Below are 18060 nucleotides of genomic sequence, written 5' to 3' on the forward strand. Positions count from 1 at the left end.
TCACTATCAGGGATGAGCAACGATTTGAAAGCAATTCTATTCGACCACGACGGTACACTGATCAACTCAGAAGCGGTGCACTTTGCCCTCTGGCAACAAGTGCTCCGCCCGTTTCAGGTTGAACTTACCGAACAGTACTACAATGACGTCATGGCCGGTATTCCGGTTCCGCAGAATGCGATTGATGCCGTAAGGGACTTCACGCTTCCTATTTCTGCTGAAGAATTAGCTGAAAGTAAGCAATTACTTACAAAAGCGCACCTTATGAAAGGCCCTTTCCCTTTAATGCCTGGTGCCGACGATACGCTGAAGCGCTGTAAGGACAAAGGGTTGCGGCTAGCGATTGTCACCGGCGGGAGCCGGTTATCGGTTATGCGCACTATGGAATGCTACGGCTATGAAGACATCATTGAGTGCGTCGTTGCCGTCGAAGATGTGGAGCGTAGTAAACCGGCGCCGGATTGTTATTTAAAAGCCCTGAACGAAATGGGTCTGTCGGCGTCTGAGGCGATGGCAGTTGAAGACACCGAGCATGGCCTCAAAGCGGCAGTTGCGGCAGGGTTGCGTTGTGTTGCTATTCCAACAGCGCAGTCAGAGACGCATGACTTTAGCGCTGCCAGTGCCCAGTATTCGAATCTGTCTGACTGGGTTCGTGCTGAAATAGACTGTTTATAATTCAGAAGCGGAGAGTCGCGCTTACATGTTTCGTCGATTATTTTTAATCATTCTGCTGACGCTGTTGATTGCGATAGCCGGTTTAGCATTTTTAACCCTCGATCAGTCACCTATTGTAACGCGGGAGTCTTCCCGGCAAGTAGACAATGCCGACACGGTTAAGGACCTGCTAAAGCAGTTAAAAAACAGTGTCGAAGACCGCCACGCGCAGCAAAAAGTGCTGATCTCTGAATCGCAATTTGAAAGTCTTATGGGTTTTGCACAACGAGCGTTGCCCGGCTTTCAGGGGGCAGTGGAGATTGATCCGGGTAAAACGGTAATTCAGGCCAGTATGGCGCTGCCTGCGCCGGCAGACAGTTTATTTATCAACCTGACTGCTCAGGTATTTCCTGCCGATGGCGTCGACATTGATTATGTACGCATTGGCAGTTTAATCATCCCCGGCGATACCGCCCTGAATATTGCGGTATGGCTGGTGGATAAATTCACAAAGAGCGATGTTGCAAGCACGGCTGCCAATCAAATTACCCGCGTTACGATGACAGACGCAGAACTTACGCTGGATATGCGCCCGCTGGATGAGCTGTTGGCACAAATTGATGTCGCGCGGGAAAACATCAGCGATGGCGAAGATCCGTTAGGCGAATTGACTACATCGTATCTGGCCTTTTTAGACGATTCTCCGCTGGGGAATTCACCCACGCCGCAAACCATTGCCAAGTATCTTAATCTGGTATTAAGCCGAGCAGCCGCTTTGAGTGATGAGTCTACTGCGGTTATACACAACCAGGCCGCGTTGTTGTCGCTGGCTATTTATCTTGGCGACCACCGAATTTCCCAACTGGTAGGCGCCAGTCATCCCACCCCTGGTGATGTTGCAGAGCCAAGAGCGCCTGCAGTACTGGCTCAGCGCAATGATTTAGCCAAGCACTTTACAATTTCAGCGGCCATACAAATTCTGTCTCAGCAAAATATGACACTGGCCATTGGTGAGTTTAAAGAGTTAATGGACCGGGCAATGGGGGGCAGTGGATACAGTTTTGTGGACTTGGCTGCCGATATGTCGGGTATGGCATTTGCCCGAGTGGCCAGCGATCCTAACAGCGCGCAACAGGTGCAGGCGATGGCAGAAACGCGACTTCGGGAAAGAGATATCCTGCCGTATATCGGTGGTCTGCCTGAAGGACTCAGTAAAGCAGAATTTCGTCGTCGCTATACCGAAGTGGACAGTCCGGCTTACCGTAAACAGGTAGCCGACATTCAGCAGCGCATCGACAATTTGGCGTTGTACCAGCTAAACACCGGCTCCGGTAATTAGCTGGTCAGCAAAAAAAACAGGCCCCAGAGTTATTTTTGAGAAACGGCCGTAAACTGCCCAAGTGTGGCTAACGCTAGTTCAATTTTCTTTACCAGCGGCACCAGTGCCGCTTTGGCTTCGTCTTCTGGTAAGGTTTTTAACGCTTGCCAATCCTGCGCAATTTCTTCTACATACGGTGAGAAGCGTTTAGCGCGGGTAGTGAAGCCGCTGTCTTCGGCAAAGATCGCCGCAAACTTGCCTTTTTGTTGTTGCTGAAGCTGGTCCAGTCGTGCGTCGGCGTCTACCGCTTTGCGATATAACGTTTGCAGCGTTTCTTGTAATTGCTGATGTACAGAATCCAAGTGAGCGCTCCTGTAAAATTCATTAAAGTTAACTAAAGTGTGGCCGATACAGCCATGAGGTGGGCAATTCTGCCCACTTTTTAACATTGCTACAAGCAAATAAGGAAACTGGTATGGATATTCAAGGTGCAAACGCCTCTGGAACGTCCGGTGCGTCGCTTGAGTTGGCATCGCTGAAACTGGCCAAAGACCAGCAGAAGCAAGATGGTCAGGCTACGCTTCAGTTGCTGGAATCAGCCGCTGACGTACCAAAAACCACATCCGCCAATCCGGCTATCGGCGCCAACATCGATACCTATGCGTGATTAATGGGGCTTTGCTCCAGCGGATGAAGACGTAAGTCGACCGGCGTTTTGCCAGGTTGGCCACCAATTTCGGTAACGAGTTTGGGGACCATAAATCCTGGCTGACGCTTTATTACTTCTGCCATCAGTGCTCTGGCTTCATCCAATGTCATATCAAAATGCGCCGCACCTTGTACTTTGTCGAGCGTATGCAGGTAATAAGGCATGACACCCGCGTCAAACAATGCTTCGTTGAGTGCTTCCTGTGCGTCAGCAGTATCGTTTACACCGCGCAGTAACACGGCCTGATTCAGCAGCGTCACCCCAGCCTGTTTTAGCGTTGCCAGACGGTTAACTAGCTCAGTTGATAACTCATTTGCGTGGTTGACATGTAGCACCAGAATACGTTGCAGAGGGCTGGTGGCGAACCAGTCAAAAAAGGCGCTGTCCAATCGCTCCGGTAGCACAACGGGCAGTCGTGTATGGATCCGCAGGCGTTTGATGTGACTGATGTCGGCAATTTGCCGGGCCATGTCGGCCAAATGTGTGTCTTTCGCCATCAATGGATCGCCGCCGGAAAAAATGACTTCATTGATTTGACTGTTGGCCGCAAGGTAGTCGATATGCGCGGCAAATTCCTGTTTCGACAGGCTGTTATCGCTGTAGGGGAAATGCCTACGGAAACAGTAACGACAGTTTACCGCACAGCCACCTCGCACGATCATAAGTACGCGACTATTATATTTGTGCAGCAGGCCCCGACCGGCGGTATCGTGTTCGCTCAGTGGATCCAATACAAACCCCGGGGGCGTTAAGAACTCTTTGCGGTCAGGCAGAACCTGAAGTAACAACGGATCGTGACGGTTACCTTTTTCCATCAATCGGGCAAAATGACGCGGCACGCGCATGGGAAATAAACGGCGTGCTTCGGCGTCAGCTGCAAAATCGCTGCTGTCGATTTGAAGGTACTGCAGCAATGAAATAGGATCAGTAAAGCTCATGGCCAATTCTTTTTGCCAGTTTTGCTCTACAGTTAAGCGATTTTTTTGTATTATTTGCGCCACTAAAACTAAAACCTATCAGTGTTATTGAGGAATTATGGCTAATTTCAGCACTAACGAGTTCAAAGCGGGCCTGAAAATCATGCTCGACGGCGAGCCATGCAACATTCTAGAAAACGAATATGTTAAGCCGGGTAAAGGCCAGGCGTTTAACCGCGTTAAAATTCGTAAGCTTATTTCTGGCAAAGTGCTGGAAAAAACCTTCCGCTCGGGTGAATCAGTTGAAGGCGCAGACGTAATGGATACGGAACTGGCTTATCTGTACACCGACGGTGAATTCTACCACTTTATGAACAATGAAACATTCGAACAAATCGCTGCTGACGAAAAAGCGGTGGGTGAGAACATTAAGTGGTTGGCAGAAAACGACGTTTGTACCATCACACTGTGGAATGGTTCACCTATTACGGTAACACCACCCAACTTCGTAGAGCTGGAAATCACCGAAACTGACCCTGGCCTGAAAGGCGATACGGCGGGAACCGGCGGTAAGCCTGCTACACTGTCTACCGGTGCGGTAGTTCGTGTACCCTTATTCATTCAAACCGGTGAAGTGATCAAAGTAGACACGCGTACCGGTGAATATGTGTCACGCGCACAAAAATAACTATGTATTGCGCAGGCACCTTGCCTGCGCTTATTCCTGAGCATTCTGCATGTCAAAGCCTGCCTGGCACCCCACTGCATCGTTACAAGCACTTAAAGCACGCGCTGAACTGTATCAGCAAATTCGCCAGTTTTTTGCCAGCCGCAATGTACTGGAAGTCGATACGCCGACGCTGTCTCACGGCACGGTAACCGATGTGCACCTGGATGCCTTTTCCTGTGAATTCAATCACAGCAGTTCAGGTAAACCCGAAACCTTGTATTTGCAGACGTCGCCTGAATTTGCGTTAAAGCGCCTGTTGTCAGCGTATAAAACCTGCATATATCAGTTGGGCAAAGCATATCGGCACGAAGGGCAGGGGCGTTGGCACAATCCCGAATTCACCATGTTGGAGTGGTACCGGGTTGGGTTTGATCACCATACGCTTATGCAGGAAGTCAGCGACCTGTTTAAGGCGGTCCTTGATGTGCCAGACACAGAAACGTTGAGTTATCAGCAGGTGTTTCTCCAATACTTGTCGCTGGACCCGCTCACGGCAAAAACAGCTGAAATTGCAGCGGTATTTAATCGCTGCAATATCGATTTAAGCGATGACTATCCAATCGACCGCGACGGCATGTTACAACTGCTGTTCAGCTACGAAATAGAGCCGAAAATTGGCCAGCAAATGCCTTGTTTCATTTACGGCTACCCGGCCTCACAGGCTGCGCTTGCTCAGCTAAACGAACAGGATCCGCGCACTGCAGATCGGTTTGAGGTGTACTACAAAGGCGCCGAACTTGCCAATGGCTTTCACGAATTGCAAAACGCAGAAGAACAGCGCAAGCGCTTCGAGCAAGACAACCGTTTGCGTAACACCTTCCGCTTACCGTCCAAGCCAATTGATGAACATTTCTTAGCTGCGCTCGAGTCTGGCTTACCCGCATGTGCCGGCGTTGCTTTAGGTGTGGATCGCTTGCTTATGATCAAACTCGATGCACAACACATTGAAGACGTGCTGGCTTTCCCGGTTGCACGGGCTTAACACGCGCCATACCTTTCGTTTCTCTTTCTTTTTTCATTTCCTGCTGAATAGTGTGTTCTGAGCGGCATTATTGAATATCTGAACAGGCTGTTTTGGCATAATTTGCCGCCTCAGAGCGATAACCCGTAAACAATTACCGGTGAATGACAGTTGACGATCTGTGTCAAAATTGGGTAATGTTATATTATAACGTCTCAGTCGAGGCGAATGTATTCCAGTATTTAGCACAGAGCAGTCAATGAAGAACAAAACACTTATCGGTTTAGCCGTAATGGCAGCACTCGGTTCACCAGCCGCCATGGCAACGGTTGTAAAAGGCACAGTGAATAATCAGCAAGGCCAACCCGTAAAGGGTGCAGAGGTCCGTATCGAAGGATCTAAGGAGGTGACCTTTACGAACGAACAGGGCCAATACCAGTTTGATAACGTGAAAATTGAGCATATCCACTTGCATGTGTATTCATCAGAGTACGTGCACGGTGATAATGACCTCGGCAATGTGAGTACTGACCAGGTTGTCGACTTTACGCTTACGCCAGTGTCAGTGGAAAACATTGTAGTCACTGCCAGTGTCCTGGGTTCTTCAGTACTCGAATCGGTAACGCCGGTATCGGTGATTGGTCAGGATCAGCTTCGTAAAATACAGGCCGAGACACTGGGCGAAACCTTAAAGAAAACACCCGGCGTTCACAGCACCTATTTTGGACCGGTATCAAGCAGCCCGGTCATTCGTGGTAATGACGGCCCACGAGTTAAGATCGTTCAAAACAGCCTTGATGTATCTGATGTATCTCGCATTGGTCCGGATCATAACGTCGCAGCCAACAGCAGCAGTGCTACACAAGTTGAAATTTTGCGCGGCCCGGCCACGCTGCAATATGGCAGTGGCGCCATTGGCGGTGTTGTTAACGTCGTTGATCAACGCATTCCTACTGAAGTACCTGCTGAGTTAGAAGGTGAGGTAGAAGCAAACTATGCAACCGTGAACGACGGCAAATATGGCCGTTTTAACCTAAACGGTGGCCAGAACAACTTTGCCTTTCACGTAGACGGATACAGCCGTAAGACGGGAAATGCCGACATTCCGGGTTTCGCCTCGGCAGAACCGGATGAAGATGAAGAACGCGGTATTCTTGAAAACAGCCAGATGGATACAACCAATATTACGGCGGGTTTATCACTAATAGACGATGAAGGATATTTCGGCTTTGCAGTAGAAAAACTGGATAACCTGTATGGCGTGCCTGGGCATCATCACCATCATGAGGAAGAGCATGAAGAAGGTGAAGAAGAAGGCCATGAGGAAGAGGAACACGAAGAAGAGGGGACTCGTCTGGATGTCGACATGACCCGATATCAGGCGGCGGGTGAATGGTATTCACCTATGGCCGGGCTGAGTACGGTTAAGTTTGCTGCGTCTTATACCGATTATGAGCACGTTGAGTTGGAAGGTGACGAAGTAGGCACGCGGTTCACTAACAAAGGCAGTGATATGCGTTTAACTGCACACCATAAAGACATCGCCGACTGGCATGGTGTGATTGGTGTGCAGTATCACAACAGTGACTACACCGCTGACGGGGAAGAAGCGTTCACGCCACCCACCGAAACCCAGAGTGCGGCAATCTTCCTGATTGAGCAAAAGAAAGTCGGTTCTGCGACCTTCGAATTTGGTGGTCGAATTGAAACCACGGAATACACTGCACAGGACATGGACTTTGAACTGGAAGCCGAAGAGTTGGATCATGACGAAGAACATGAAGATGAGCACGAAGGCGAGCATGAAGAAGAGCACGGACATACCTTCTCTTTCGATGAATACCGCTTTGTAAGCAGCTCGTTGTCTGCCGGTGTGAACTGGGAATATACCCCGGGCTACTCGTTAGCCGTCACCCTGTCACGTAACGAACGTGCGCCAAGTCAGCAAGAGCTGTTCTCTGCTGGTCAGCATTTGGCTACCCAAACATTTGAAGTTGGCCTTGTGTTTGATATGGACGAAGAAGGTGAAGTGAGTGATACGCTTAAGCCGGTTAAAGAAGAGGTTAGCACCAACCTGGATGTGACCTTCCGTAAGTTTTCCGGCATGGGCGGATATACGTTCTCATTCTTCTACAACGATGCCAGTGACTATATTTATCAAAGTGCTACCGGTTTGATTGCGTTAAGCGAACACGAAGAGCATGAAGAAGAGGGCGTGGAAGAAGAAGCTGAGCACGAAGAGGAAGGTTTGCCGGTCTATTATTTCCGTCAGGCTGACGCCAAGCTATACGGTTTGGAAGCGGAAGGCTTTATTGATGTTACCAACACTCTGCGTGTTAGCTTATTCGGTGATTACATAAGAGCTAAAATTGATAGTGAGGACTTACCTCGTATTCCTCCGCTGCGTCTTGGCTCAACCCTGAGTTATCAGGATGAAAGCCTGAGTGCTGATGTCTCGATTACCTGGTATGACGAACAAGACAAAGTGGCGTCTTATGAAACCACCACTGACAGCTACACCATGCTGGACGCCTCTGTGGAATATATCATTCCAGGCAATTACGAATGGTCTGTGTATGCACGCGCGAATAACCTGTTGGATGAAGAGGCACGGGTTCACACGTCATTTATCAAAGACCAGGCCCCCTTGCCGGGCAGAAACTTTACAGTAGGTACTCGCTTGGTATTTTAACGGAACGTTTTCCAATAGTTTGGCGGCCCTCGTGCCGCCTTTTTTGTGTCTGAAGCTTACCAATGTGTTGTTAATGTCAGTGATTGCAAAGGTTGTGTAAAGAGGCGAACCACCTTGCTCCTGTAGCGTCTTTACACGTGTACCATACGCGCCGATGCGTTAATTCCGTTTTTTGCAAGGACATTTACATTTATGCACTTCCCGTTAATCAAGACCCTGTTTCGCGCTGCCAGTGCGCTGTTTTTAGTGAGTGTTCTCACCGCGTGCGGTGGTTCAGGCAGCGGTGGTAACAGTGATTACACCTACGCTTATTTACACTTCTACAATGGCTCGCCAAATGGGGCTACCGTTTATTTTCGCGAGTTAGATGGCGATGATCTCGGCGCCGCACAGTTTGGTGACAGTAGCTCGCTACTTGCACTGGACTCAGGTGAGTTAGAGTTAGAATTTTACCGTCTTGATTCAGATGATCAGGAAGTGGTGATTGATGAACTTACCGTACAGTTAAAGAAATCGTACAAAACGGTTGTCATTATGCGCGGTGACTTTGAATCCCCATCGTTTGAGTCGTACCAGTTTAAGCGTGAGACGTTGGACGAGTACTTCCGTCTGATGGCGACGTCAGTGTTAGTCGACGAAACACAGTCCTTTGACCTCTATATGAGTGATGCAGGCGACCCGTTTGAAGCCGCTAACTACTTAGGGACTATCGAGGCGGGTGAACTGACAGAATACACCTACTGGGATGGCGATTCAGACAGTGAAGACTTCAACGAAGATGAATATACCATTTATCTGACTAACCCCGGCGAAACCGACGTTGTATTTGAAACGCCCACGATTAACTTTGCCTACAACACTGAATATGTACTGCTAATGCGTGATATCTCAGGAGCTATTCAAAATGGTATGGCAATGGATGTATTACTGAACTCCTCTACCGTGTCTGAGGTCACCGACGTCGATGCGTTGTCTCAATACCGTATTTACAATAGCCTGGACAGTGATTCACCTATTACCGTTACCTTTACCGGCGACGACGAAGGAGAGGCCATTACGTTAACTTTGGCTGCGGGTGAAGTAAGTGACTTTACCGAAATTAATTATGGTGATTACCGTATTTCAGCGTCCATTGGCGATACCAGCCTGACAGCATTCAACAACAAGCTGATCACACTCAATCAAAGTGAGAGTAAAGCAATTGTGATTTATGAAAAAGCAGGGGCACTAGCGTCGCTGAGTTTTGTAGAGAGCTCGTTATCACAGGCCTACGACAAGACCATCAACTTTGTAAACCTGGTTGAAGACTACGACGATGTAGACTTTTACCTGGTGCGACACGATGAAACTATCGACACGGCAGAATACAGTGTCCAGAACGTAGAGTTCACTGAAACCGACACTGACGTTGTGCCTGCGGACTACTATGAAATCATTGCTGTGCACGAAGACAACAATGACGAGCAATACTTATTGTATCGCTTGCCACTGACCGGATTCAATGAAGATACAAACTATATTATTACTGTAGAGCCGTCTGACAACGCCTCAGGATATGAAATCGTAGTCGTAGACTAGTCTCGACTGACTAAACACCTTAAAAATGACCTGTAAAATAAATCGCCGGGCTAGCCCGGCGATTTTTGTTGTCCAAGAGCATATAAAAACGATAATATACGCGCTCTTATTGATGTTTACACATCTGCCCCCATACTGCTTGGAACAGTGAAATTCCGGCCTGTCTAAGGCTTAACAAGTAGTCTGAACCTTGAAACACAGCACATTTGCTGTGTTAGCCTGCTTTTTTCTTGAATTAGTCAAAAATAATTCAAAATCGAACTACCTTCAGTGAATCTTTTCTGTTATTATTTCGCGCCCTTTTTAGCGGGGTATGGTTTAAAAATGGTCAAAATGGCCGTTTTTAGCACAGTAGGCGACTCGTAAGAGTCATATTAAATAGCGGAGCACTAACATGATCCAAATGCAAACTAACCTGGATGTTGCCGATAACAGCGGCGCTCGCAGGGTTCAGTGTATTAAGGTTCTTGGTGGCTCGCATCGCCGTTATGCAGGCATCGGTGACATCATCAAAGTTACTGTGAAGGAAGCAATTCCTCGCGGTAAAGTAAAAAAAGGTGACGTACTGAACGCAGTGGTGGTGCGTACTAGAAAAGGCATTCGTCGCGCTGATGGTTCTACCATCCGTTTCGATAGCAATGCAGCTGTGTTGTTGAACAACAACAAGCAACCAATTGGTACGCGTATCTTTGGACCGGTTACACGTGAGCTGAGAAGTGACAACTTCATGAAAATCATCTCACTGGCCCCAGAGGTACTATAAGGAGTCACGATAATGGCTAGAAAAATTCGTCGTGATGATGAAGTAGTCGTATTAGCGGGCAAAGACAAAGGCAAGCAAGGCAAAGTCGTGCGTGTTTTAACGTCTGAAGACCGTGTAATCGTTGAAGGTGTTAACCTTGTCAAGAAGCACCAAAAGCCTAACCCACAACTGGGTGTAGCTGGCGGTATTGTTGAGAAAGAAGCATCAATTCACGTTTCTAATGTTGCGGTAGTTAACCCTGCTACGGGTAAAGCTGATCGCGTTGGTTTCCGTACTGAAGACGGTAAGAAAGTTCGTTTCTTTAAGTCTAACGGTGAACTTGTTTAATTAATTGGAGAGTACGATGGCGAAACTGCATGATTTCTATAAAGAAACAGTAGTAGCTGAACTTGCTAAGCAGTTCGGATACAAAAGCGTCATGCAAGTCCCTCGGATTGAAAAAATCACTCTAAACATGGGTTTAGGTGAAGCAGTTGCTGACAAGAAAGTTCTTGAGCACGCGACAGCCGATATGGCTGCTATCGCGGGTCAAAAGCCTGTTGTTACAGTTGCACGTAAATCAGTAGCGGGTTTTAAAATCCGTGAAGGTTATCCGATTGGCTGTAAAGTAACCCTGCGCGGCGAGCGCATGTGGGAGTTCTTAGAGCGCTTAATTTCGATTGCAATTCCACGTATCCGTGACTTCCGTGGCTTAAATGCCAAGTCGTTCGACGGTCGTGGTAACTACAGCATGGGTGTTCGCGAGCAAATCATCTTCCCTGAAATCGATTTCGATAAGGTAGATAAAGTTCGCGGTATGGATATCACCATCACTACAAGTGCTGGCACTGACGAAGAAGCGCGCGCATTACTAAGTGCGTTCAACTTCCCATTCAGAAAATAAGGTGTAGGGTTATGGCAAAAGAATCAATGAAGGCTCGTGAAGCTAAGCGTACTAAGCTAGTTGCTAAGTATGCTGAAAAACGCGCCGCGCTTAAAGCGATTATCAGCGATGTTAACGCCTCTGAAGAAGAGCGTTGGGATGCTGTATTGAAGCTGCAACAATTACCACGTGATAGCGCCAAATCTCGTCAACAAAACCGTTGTCGTGTAACTGGTCGTCCACATGGTTACCTACGTAAGTTCGGTCTGAGCCGTATTAAGTTGCGTGAAGCAGCTATGCGCGGTGAAGTCCCTGGCTTGAAAAAAGCCAGCTGGTAAGGAGTAGCTGATATGAGCATGCAAGATCCTATCGCGGATATGTTTACCCGCATCCGTAACGGCCAGATGGCACAGAAAGTTGCTGTAGCTATGCCTTCATCTAAGCTTCGCGTTGCGATTGCTGAAGTATTGAAAGCAGAAGGTTACATCACTGAGTACGCTGTATCTGGTGACGTTAAGCCTACTTTGGAAGTGACTCTTAAGTACTTCGAAGGTAAGCAAGTAATCGACACTATCGAACGTGTTAGCCGTCCTGGCCTGCGCATCTATAAGAAAAAAGATGAGCTGCCAAAAGTGATGGGCGGACTGGGTGTCGCTATCGTGTCAACTTCTAAAGGTGTGATGACTGACCGTGCTGCGCGTAAAGCAGGCATGGGCGGTGAGATCATCGGTTATGTAGCGTAATCGGAGGAGTTGAAATGTCTCGAGTAGCAAAAGCCCCTGTTGACGTAGTATCTGGTGTAGAAATTTCTATCTCAGGTCAAGAAGTCACTATCAAAGGTAGTAAAGGTACACTGACTCGCGTTTTCAATGACGCGGTTGAAGTTGTGCAGGAAGAAAACCAGGTTAAAGTACTTCCTCGTGAAGGTTTTGCCGACGGTTGGGCGCAAGCCGGTACTGCACGCGCTTTGGTTAACGCCATGGTAATCGGTGTATCTCAAGGTTTTGAGAAAAAACTGCAGCTGTTAGGTGTTGGTTACCGTGCACAAGCACAAGGTAGCAAACTGAACCTGACTCTGGGTTTCTCACACCCTGTAGTATACGAAATGCCTGAAGGCATTACAGTTGAAACTCCTACACAAACTGAAATCGTCGTTAAAGGCGCCGATAAGCAGGTTGTAGGTCAGGTTGCGGCGAACATTCGCGCTTACCGTCCACCAGAGCCTTACAAAGGTAAAGGTGTTCGTTATGCAGACGAAAACGTACGTCGTAAAGAAGCTAAGAAAAAGTAGGTGGGTGATACGATGGATAAGAAAGCAGCACGCTTGCGTCGCGCAACTCGCGCACGCGCTAAAATTCGTGAACTGGCCGCGCATCGCCTGGTGATTAACCGTACACCTCGCCACATCTATGCTCAGTTAATCGCTCCTAGCGGTGCTGAAGTATTGGCGGCGGCTTCTACGGTTGAAAAAGATCTGGCTAAAGATCTGAAATCAACTGGCAACGCTGAAGCAGCGGCTTTAGTAGGTAAAACAATCGCAGAACGCGCAATTGAAAAAGGCATCAAAGATGTTGCTTTCGATCGCAGCGGTTTTAAATACCACGGTCGCGTTAAAGCATTAGCTGATGCAGCTCGCGAAGCTGGCCTTCAGTTCTAGGAGTTAATAATGGCTAAACAAGAAGTTCAAACAGGTGATATGCTTGAAAAATTGATTGCCGTTAACCGCGTATCTAAAGTGGTTAAAGGTGGTCGTATTTTCAGCTTCACTGCATTGACTGTAGTTGGTGACGGCAATGGCCGTGTTGGTTTTGGTTACGGTAAAGCACGCGAAGTGCCAGCCGCTATCCAGAAAGCGATGGAAAAAGCCCGTCGTAACATGGTTAATGTTGACCTGAACGGTCACACGTTGCAGCACCCTATTAAAGGTCGCCACTCTGGCTCTAAAGTTTACATGCAGCCTGCATCAGAAGGTACCGGTATTATCGCCGGTGGTGCAATGCGTGCAGTACTTGAAGTAGCTGGTGTGCAGAACGTACTTTCAAAATGTTACGGTTCTACTAACCCAATCAACGTTGTTCGCGCAACTATCAACGCTCTGACAGAGATGAACTCTCCGGCTGGCGTTGCTGCGAAACGTGGATTATCTGTAGAAGAAATTTTGGGGTAATTCGACATGGCAACAGTTAAAGTAAAGCAAACTAAAAGTGCGATTGGCCGTCTGCCAAAGCACAAAGCAACGCTGAAAGGCTTGGGTCTGCGTAAAATCAACCATGTTCGCGAACTGGAAGATACCCCTGCCGTACGTGGCATGATCAACCGTGTATCATACATGGTTGAGATCGTGGAGGAGTAAGACATGCGTTTAAATACAATTTCTCCAGCAGAAGGTTCTAAACCTTCAGCGAAGCGCGTAGGTCGTGGTATTGGTTCTGGTCTTGGTAAGACTGGTGGTCGTGGTCATAAAGGCCAGACCAGCCGTTCTGGTGGTTCTATTAAGCCAGGATTCGAAGGCGGTCAAATGCCAATCCAGCGTCGTCTTCCTAAGTTTGGTTTCACGTCTCGTAAGAGCTTTGTTACTGACCAGGTAACACTGACTGAAATCGCTAAGGTTGAAGGTGATACTGTTTCTTTAGACACTTTGAAAGCAGCCGGTCTTATTAAGAAAGACGTACTGTTCGTTAAAGTTATGAAGAGCGGTGAAGTATCACGCGCTGTGACTGTAAGCGGGTTGAAGGTTACTAAAGGTGCCAAGGAAGCGATTGAAGCTGCTGGCGGTAAAGTAGAGGAATAAGCTAGATGGCGAAACCAGGATTGGATTCGGGCGCTAAAAGCGGCTTGAGTGAGCTTAAAGCGAGATTGTTGTTCGTACTGGGAGCAATTGTAGTATTCCGGTTAGGTTCTTATGTGCCTATTCCTGGTATCGACGCTGCAGTACTGGCACAGTTGTTCGAGCAACAAAAAGGTACCATCGTAGAAATGTTTAACATGTTCTCCGGTGGTGCGCTTGAGCGTGCATCAGTTCTGGCTTTGGGGATTATGCCTTACATTACTGCATCGATTATCATGCAGCTGCTCTCCGTTGTGCATCCGCCAATGGTAGAGTTGAAAAAAGAAGGTGAAGCAGGTAAACGTAAAATCAGTCAGTACACGCGTTATTTAACGCTGGTACTAGCGACTTTCCAGTCGATTGGTATTGCAACCGGCCTGCCTAACCTGATTAATGGTTTGGTGATTAATCCTGGCTTCGGATTTTACTTTACAGCGGTAGTGAGCTTAGTCACGGGAACCATGTTCCTGATGTGGTTAGGTGAGCAAATTACTGAACGAGGTATCGGTAACGGTATCTCTATCTTGATTTTTGCTGGTATTGTTGCCGGTCTGCCAACAGCGATAGGTCAGACTGCGGAACAGGCGAAACAGGGCGACATTAACATGTTGCTACTGTTATTGATTGGTGCCATTGTGATTGGTTTGACGTACCTGGTTGTGTTCGTAGAGCGCGCCCAACGTCGAATCGTGGTGAATTATGCAAAGCGTCAGCAGGGCCGTAAGGTGTTTGCAGCGCAGAGCACGCATTTACCACTTAAGGTCAACATGGCGGGTGTAATCCCACCAATCTTTGCATCCAGTATTATTCTGTTCCCTGGCACGATTGCGGGCTGGTTCGGACAGAATGAATCAATGGCGTGGCTTCAGGACGTAGCATTGCTACTGTCTCCAGGTCAGCCGTTGTACGTGATGTTATATGCAGTTGCTATTATCTTCTTCTGCTTCTTCTATACCGCGCTGGTATTTAACCCGCGTGATACAGCAGACAACCTGAAGAAGTCCGGTGCATTCATTCCAGGCATCCGCCCGGGTGAGCAAACGTCACGCTACATCGATAAGGTAATGACTCGTCTGACACTTGCTGGCGCTCTATACATAACCTTTATTTGTTTAGTGCCCGAGTTCATGTTGATTGCGTGGAACGTGCCTTTCTACTTCGGTGGAACGTCACTGTTGATTATCGTAGTTGTTATCATGGACTTTATGGCACAGGTGCAGACCCATTTGATGTCAAGTCAATATGAGTCTGTTCTGAAGAAAGCGAATCTTAAAGGCTACGGCCGCTAAGATAAGCCTACTACGGAGTGATGTAATGAAAGTTCGTGCATCAGTAAAGAAGATTTGCCGTAACTGCAAAATCATTAAGCGCAACGGTGTTGTTCGAGTGATTTGTAGTTCTGACCCTAAGCATAAGCAGCGTCAAGGCTAATCTAACGCGGTGAATAATTTGTTAACACTGTAAGCAGAACCTGACACCAGGTTCTGCTTTCGGCGCAACTAAATTAATCATCTATCATTTGCAATTTGTTCGACGGATAAGTATCCTAACGGGCTTTTTAGGTCGTCGACATATTTTTAAGAGGAGTGCTGTTAATGGCCCGTATCGCTGGCATTAACATTCCTGAGCACAAGCACGCTGTGATCGCCCTTCAGGCAATCTATGGCGTTGGTCCTACACGTGCGAAAAGCATCTGTGCAGGCGCTGGTGTTGCAGAAGATACAAAAATCAAAGAGCTTGACGAAGCAACTATTGAGAAGCTTCGTGAACAAGTGGCGTTATTCACTGTAGAAGGTGACCTACGTCGTGAAGTTTCTATGAGCATTAAACGTTTGATGGACCTGGGTTGCTTCCGTGGTATTCGCCACCGTCGTAGCTTGCCTCTACGTGGTCAGCGCACTAAAACTAATGCGCGTACCCGTAAAGGTCCTCGTAAGCCAATTAAGAAGTAAGCGAGGGGACAAGTTATGGCAAAAGCACCAACTCGTAGCACGCGTAAGCGCGCTAAACGTCAGGTTGCAGACGGTATGGCTCATATCCATGCGTCTTTCAACAATACAATTGTGACTATCACTGACCGTCAAGGCAATGCATTGGCTTGGGCAACTTCAGGTGGTTCTGGTTTCCGTGGTTCACGTAAATCAACTCCTTTTGCTGCACAGGTTGCTGCTGAGCGTGCTGGCGTTGCCGCACAAGAATACGGTCTGAAGAACCTTGAAGTATTCGTTAAAGGTCCAGGTCCAGGCCGTGAGTCTGCGATCCGTGCTCTGAATGCTACAGGCTACAAGATCACAAACATTACCGATGTGACCCCTATTCCTCACAACGGTTGTCGTCCACCGAAAAAACGTCGCGTTTAATCGACGGACAGTTGGAGAAAGATCATGGCAAGATATTTGGGTCCAAAACTCAAGCTTAGCCGTCGCGAAGGAACAGACCTGTTCCTGAAAAGCGGCGTTCGCGCAATCGATTCTAAGTGTAAAATCGATACAGCTCCTGGTCAGCATGGTGCCCGTCGTGGCCGTCTGTCTGACTACGGTGTTCAGCTGCGTGAAAAACAAAAAGTCCGTCGTATGTACGGCATTTTGGAAAAACAATTCCGTAACTACTACAAAGAAGCCGCTCGTCTGAAAGGCAACACTGGTGAAAACCTGTTGCAACTTCTTGAGCAGCGTCTTGATAACGTAGTTTATCGTATGGGATTTGCCAGCACTCGTGCGGAAGCGCGTCAGCTGGTTAGCCACAAAGCAATTATGGTTAATGGCCAAGTGGTAAACATTCCATCGTTTAACGTTACTGCCGAAGACGTGGTTTCTGTTCGTGAAAAAGCTAAGAAGCAAGCGCGTATTGCGGCTGCTTTGGAACTGGCTGAACAACGTGAGAAGCCAACCTGGATTGAAGTAGACAGCAACAAAATGGAAGGTACGTTCAAGCGTGTTCCTGAAAGAACAGACTTGTCTGCCGAAATTAACGAACAGTTGATCGTCGAACTTTACTCTAAGTAAAGCTAACTAAAGAGGAAGCATTGTGGGTTCTGTGACTGAATTCCTTAAACCGAGATTAGTAGAGATCGAAAACGTATCTCCTACTCGTGCCAAAGTAACTTTGGAACCCCTGGAGCGTGGCTTTGGCCACACTTTAGGTAACGCCTTACGTCGCATCTTGCTGTCGTCTATGCCTGGATGTGCAGTAACAGAAGTGGAAATTGATGGCGTACTTCACGAGTACAGCACCAAAGAAGGTGTTCAGGAAGACGTAATTGAAATCTTGTTGAACCTGAAAGGTTTAGCGGTTCGCTTAGAAGGCAAAAACGAAGCGACGCTAACTCTGGTGAAATCTGGCGCTGGCCCTGTTGTCGCTGGTGATATCCAGCATGATGGTGACGTAGAAATCGTTAACCCTGAGCACGTAATTTGTACTTTAACTGGTGAAGCTGAAATCAGCATGCGCATTAAAGTTGAATTGGGCCGTGGTTACGTTCCAGCGTCAACTCGTCGTTCCTCTGAAGAAGATGATCGTCCAATTGGTCGTTTGTTAGTGGATGCTTCCTATAGCCCTGTAGAGCGTATTGCTTACACCGTAGAATCTGCGCGTGTTGAGCAGCGTACAGACCTGGACAAGCTGATCATTGATATGGAAACGAATGGTACTTTGGATCCTGAAGAAGCCATTCGTCGTAGTGCAACCATCCTTGCTGAGCAATTGGATGCGTTTGTTGAACTGCGTGATATCTCTGAGCCAGTACAGAAAGAAGAGAAGCCGGAATTCGATCCGATTCTTCTTCGCCCTGTTGATGATCTGGAGCTGACAGTACGTTCTGCGAACTGCTTAAAAGCAGAAGCTATCCAGTATATTGGTGACCTGGTTCAGCGTACCGAAGTTGAGTTGCTTAAGACTCCTAACTTAGGTAAGAAATCGCTAACTGAGATCAAAGATGTTCTAGCATCACGTGGACTTTCTCTGGGCATGCGCCTGGAAAACTGGCCACCTGAGAGCATCGCTGAAAAAGATTAATCAGGTTTATCGCAAACTGATTTGTAGAAGGATAA

At 47.8% G+C, this 18060-nt stretch carries 25 protein-coding genes; 23 read left to right on the top strand and 2 right to left on the bottom strand.

Annotated elements, in window-relative coordinates:
• The first annotated feature begins 24 nt into the window (after positions 1-24).
• Complete coding sequence (locus BUB81_RS20945; protein ID WP_245819314.1) at positions 25-675, top strand: HAD family hydrolase; 651 nt, start codon at positions 25-27, stop codon at positions 673-675.
• Between the two features lie 25 nt (positions 676-700).
• On the top strand, positions 701-1993 hold the full coding sequence (locus tag BUB81_RS20950; protein ID WP_073325311.1) for a YfiM family lipoprotein: 1293 nt from the start codon (positions 701-703) through the stop codon (positions 1991-1993).
• A gap of 29 nt (positions 1994-2022) precedes the next feature.
• On the opposite strand, the gene BUB81_RS20955 is transcribed toward BUB81_RS20950, so the two are convergent.
• Complete coding sequence (locus BUB81_RS20955; RefSeq protein WP_073325312.1) at positions 2023-2334, bottom strand: primosomal replication protein; 312 nt, start codon at positions 2332-2334, stop codon at positions 2023-2025.
• 113 nt (positions 2335-2447) lie between these two features.
• Between BUB81_RS20955 and BUB81_RS20960 the strand changes: the two genes are divergently transcribed.
• Positions 2448-2639, top strand: coding sequence for a putative motility protein (locus tag BUB81_RS20960; protein WP_073325313.1), 192 nt, complete (start codon positions 2448-2450; stop codon positions 2637-2639).
• On the opposite strand, the gene epmB is transcribed toward BUB81_RS20960, so the two are convergent.
• Complete coding sequence (gene epmB / locus BUB81_RS20965; RefSeq protein ID WP_073325314.1) at positions 2630-3682, bottom strand: EF-P beta-lysylation protein EpmB; 1053 nt, start codon at positions 3680-3682, stop codon at positions 2630-2632. The genes BUB81_RS20960 and epmB overlap by 10 nt on opposite strands.
• A gap of 34 nt (positions 3683-3716) precedes the next feature.
• Between epmB and efp the strand changes: the two genes are divergently transcribed.
• From efp to BUB81_RS21065, 20 genes are all read left to right on the top strand, one after another.
• On the top strand, positions 3717-4286 hold the full coding sequence (efp, locus tag BUB81_RS20970) for an elongation factor P (protein ID WP_073325315.1): 570 nt from the start codon (positions 3717-3719) through the stop codon (positions 4284-4286).
• A 49-nt stretch (positions 4287-4335) separates the two neighbouring features.
• The gene (gene epmA, locus BUB81_RS20975; protein WP_073325316.1) at positions 4336-5310 is read left to right on the top strand and encodes an elongation factor P--(R)-beta-lysine ligase; all 975 of its coding nucleotides are present in this window, start codon (positions 4336-4338) and stop codon (positions 5308-5310) included.
• A gap of 238 nt (positions 5311-5548) precedes the next feature.
• Entirely contained in the window at positions 5549-7981 is a 2433-nt protein-coding gene (locus BUB81_RS20980) for a TonB-dependent receptor (protein WP_073325317.1), read from the top strand.
• 192 nt (positions 7982-8173) lie between these two features.
• A complete protein-coding gene (locus BUB81_RS20985; protein WP_073325318.1) occupies positions 8174-9559 on the top strand; it encodes a DUF4397 domain-containing protein in 1386 nt (461 codons plus the stop codon).
• Between the two features lie 394 nt (positions 9560-9953).
• Positions 9954-10322, top strand: coding sequence for a 50S ribosomal protein L14 (rplN, locus tag BUB81_RS20990; protein ID WP_073325319.1), 369 nt, complete (start codon positions 9954-9956; stop codon positions 10320-10322).
• A gap of 12 nt (positions 10323-10334) precedes the next feature.
• Positions 10335-10649, top strand: coding sequence for a 50S ribosomal protein L24 (rplX, locus tag BUB81_RS20995; protein ID WP_073325320.1), 315 nt, complete (start codon positions 10335-10337; stop codon positions 10647-10649).
• 16 nt (positions 10650-10665) lie between these two features.
• Positions 10666-11205, top strand: a complete 540-nt coding sequence (gene rplE / locus BUB81_RS21000) for a 50S ribosomal protein L5 (RefSeq protein WP_073325321.1) — start codon at positions 10666-10668, stop codon at positions 11203-11205.
• Positions 11206-11216: 11 nt separating this feature from the next.
• Complete coding sequence (gene rpsN, locus BUB81_RS21005; protein ID WP_073325322.1) at positions 11217-11522, top strand: 30S ribosomal protein S14; 306 nt, start codon at positions 11217-11219, stop codon at positions 11520-11522.
• Positions 11523-11534: 12 nt separating this feature from the next.
• Positions 11535-11927 (top strand): 30S ribosomal protein S8, encoded by a 393-nt coding sequence (gene rpsH, locus BUB81_RS21010; protein WP_073325323.1) that lies wholly within the window; start codon positions 11535-11537, stop codon positions 11925-11927.
• A gap of 14 nt (positions 11928-11941) precedes the next feature.
• Entirely contained in the window at positions 11942-12475 is a 534-nt protein-coding gene (rplF, locus tag BUB81_RS21015; RefSeq protein ID WP_073325324.1) for a 50S ribosomal protein L6, read from the top strand.
• A 12-nt stretch (positions 12476-12487) separates the two neighbouring features.
• Entirely contained in the window at positions 12488-12841 is a 354-nt protein-coding gene (gene rplR / locus BUB81_RS21020) for a 50S ribosomal protein L18 (RefSeq protein ID WP_073325350.1), read from the top strand.
• Positions 12842-12850: 9 nt separating this feature from the next.
• Complete coding sequence (gene rpsE, locus BUB81_RS21025) at positions 12851-13351, top strand: 30S ribosomal protein S5 (RefSeq protein WP_073325325.1); 501 nt, start codon at positions 12851-12853, stop codon at positions 13349-13351.
• Positions 13352-13357: 6 nt separating this feature from the next.
• On the top strand, positions 13358-13537 hold the full coding sequence (gene rpmD / locus BUB81_RS21030; RefSeq protein WP_073325326.1) for a 50S ribosomal protein L30: 180 nt from the start codon (positions 13358-13360) through the stop codon (positions 13535-13537).
• A gap of 3 nt (positions 13538-13540) precedes the next feature.
• A complete protein-coding gene (gene rplO, locus BUB81_RS21035) occupies positions 13541-13975 on the top strand; it encodes a 50S ribosomal protein L15 (RefSeq protein WP_073325327.1) in 435 nt (144 codons plus the stop codon).
• Between the two features lie 5 nt (positions 13976-13980).
• Positions 13981-15300 (top strand): preprotein translocase subunit SecY, encoded by a 1320-nt coding sequence (gene secY / locus BUB81_RS21040; RefSeq protein WP_073325328.1) that lies wholly within the window; start codon positions 13981-13983, stop codon positions 15298-15300.
• A 25-nt stretch (positions 15301-15325) separates the two neighbouring features.
• Entirely contained in the window at positions 15326-15442 is a 117-nt protein-coding gene (gene rpmJ / locus BUB81_RS21045; RefSeq protein ID WP_073325329.1) for a 50S ribosomal protein L36, read from the top strand.
• 164 nt (positions 15443-15606) lie between these two features.
• Entirely contained in the window at positions 15607-15963 is a 357-nt protein-coding gene (gene rpsM, locus BUB81_RS21050; RefSeq protein WP_073325330.1) for a 30S ribosomal protein S13, read from the top strand.
• 15 nt (positions 15964-15978) lie between these two features.
• Entirely contained in the window at positions 15979-16371 is a 393-nt protein-coding gene (gene rpsK, locus BUB81_RS21055; protein ID WP_073325331.1) for a 30S ribosomal protein S11, read from the top strand.
• 24 nt (positions 16372-16395) lie between these two features.
• Positions 16396-17016 (top strand): 30S ribosomal protein S4, encoded by a 621-nt coding sequence (rpsD, locus tag BUB81_RS21060; protein WP_073325332.1) that lies wholly within the window; start codon positions 16396-16398, stop codon positions 17014-17016.
• Positions 17017-17035: 19 nt separating this feature from the next.
• On the top strand, positions 17036-18025 hold the full coding sequence (locus BUB81_RS21065) for a DNA-directed RNA polymerase subunit alpha (RefSeq protein ID WP_073325333.1): 990 nt from the start codon (positions 17036-17038) through the stop codon (positions 18023-18025).
• The last annotated feature ends 35 nt before the right edge of the window (positions 18026-18060 follow it).

Source organism: Marisediminitalea aggregata, from assembly GCF_900129565.1.
Lineage (GTDB): Bacteria > Pseudomonadota > Gammaproteobacteria > Enterobacterales > Alteromonadaceae > Alteromonas > Alteromonas aggregata.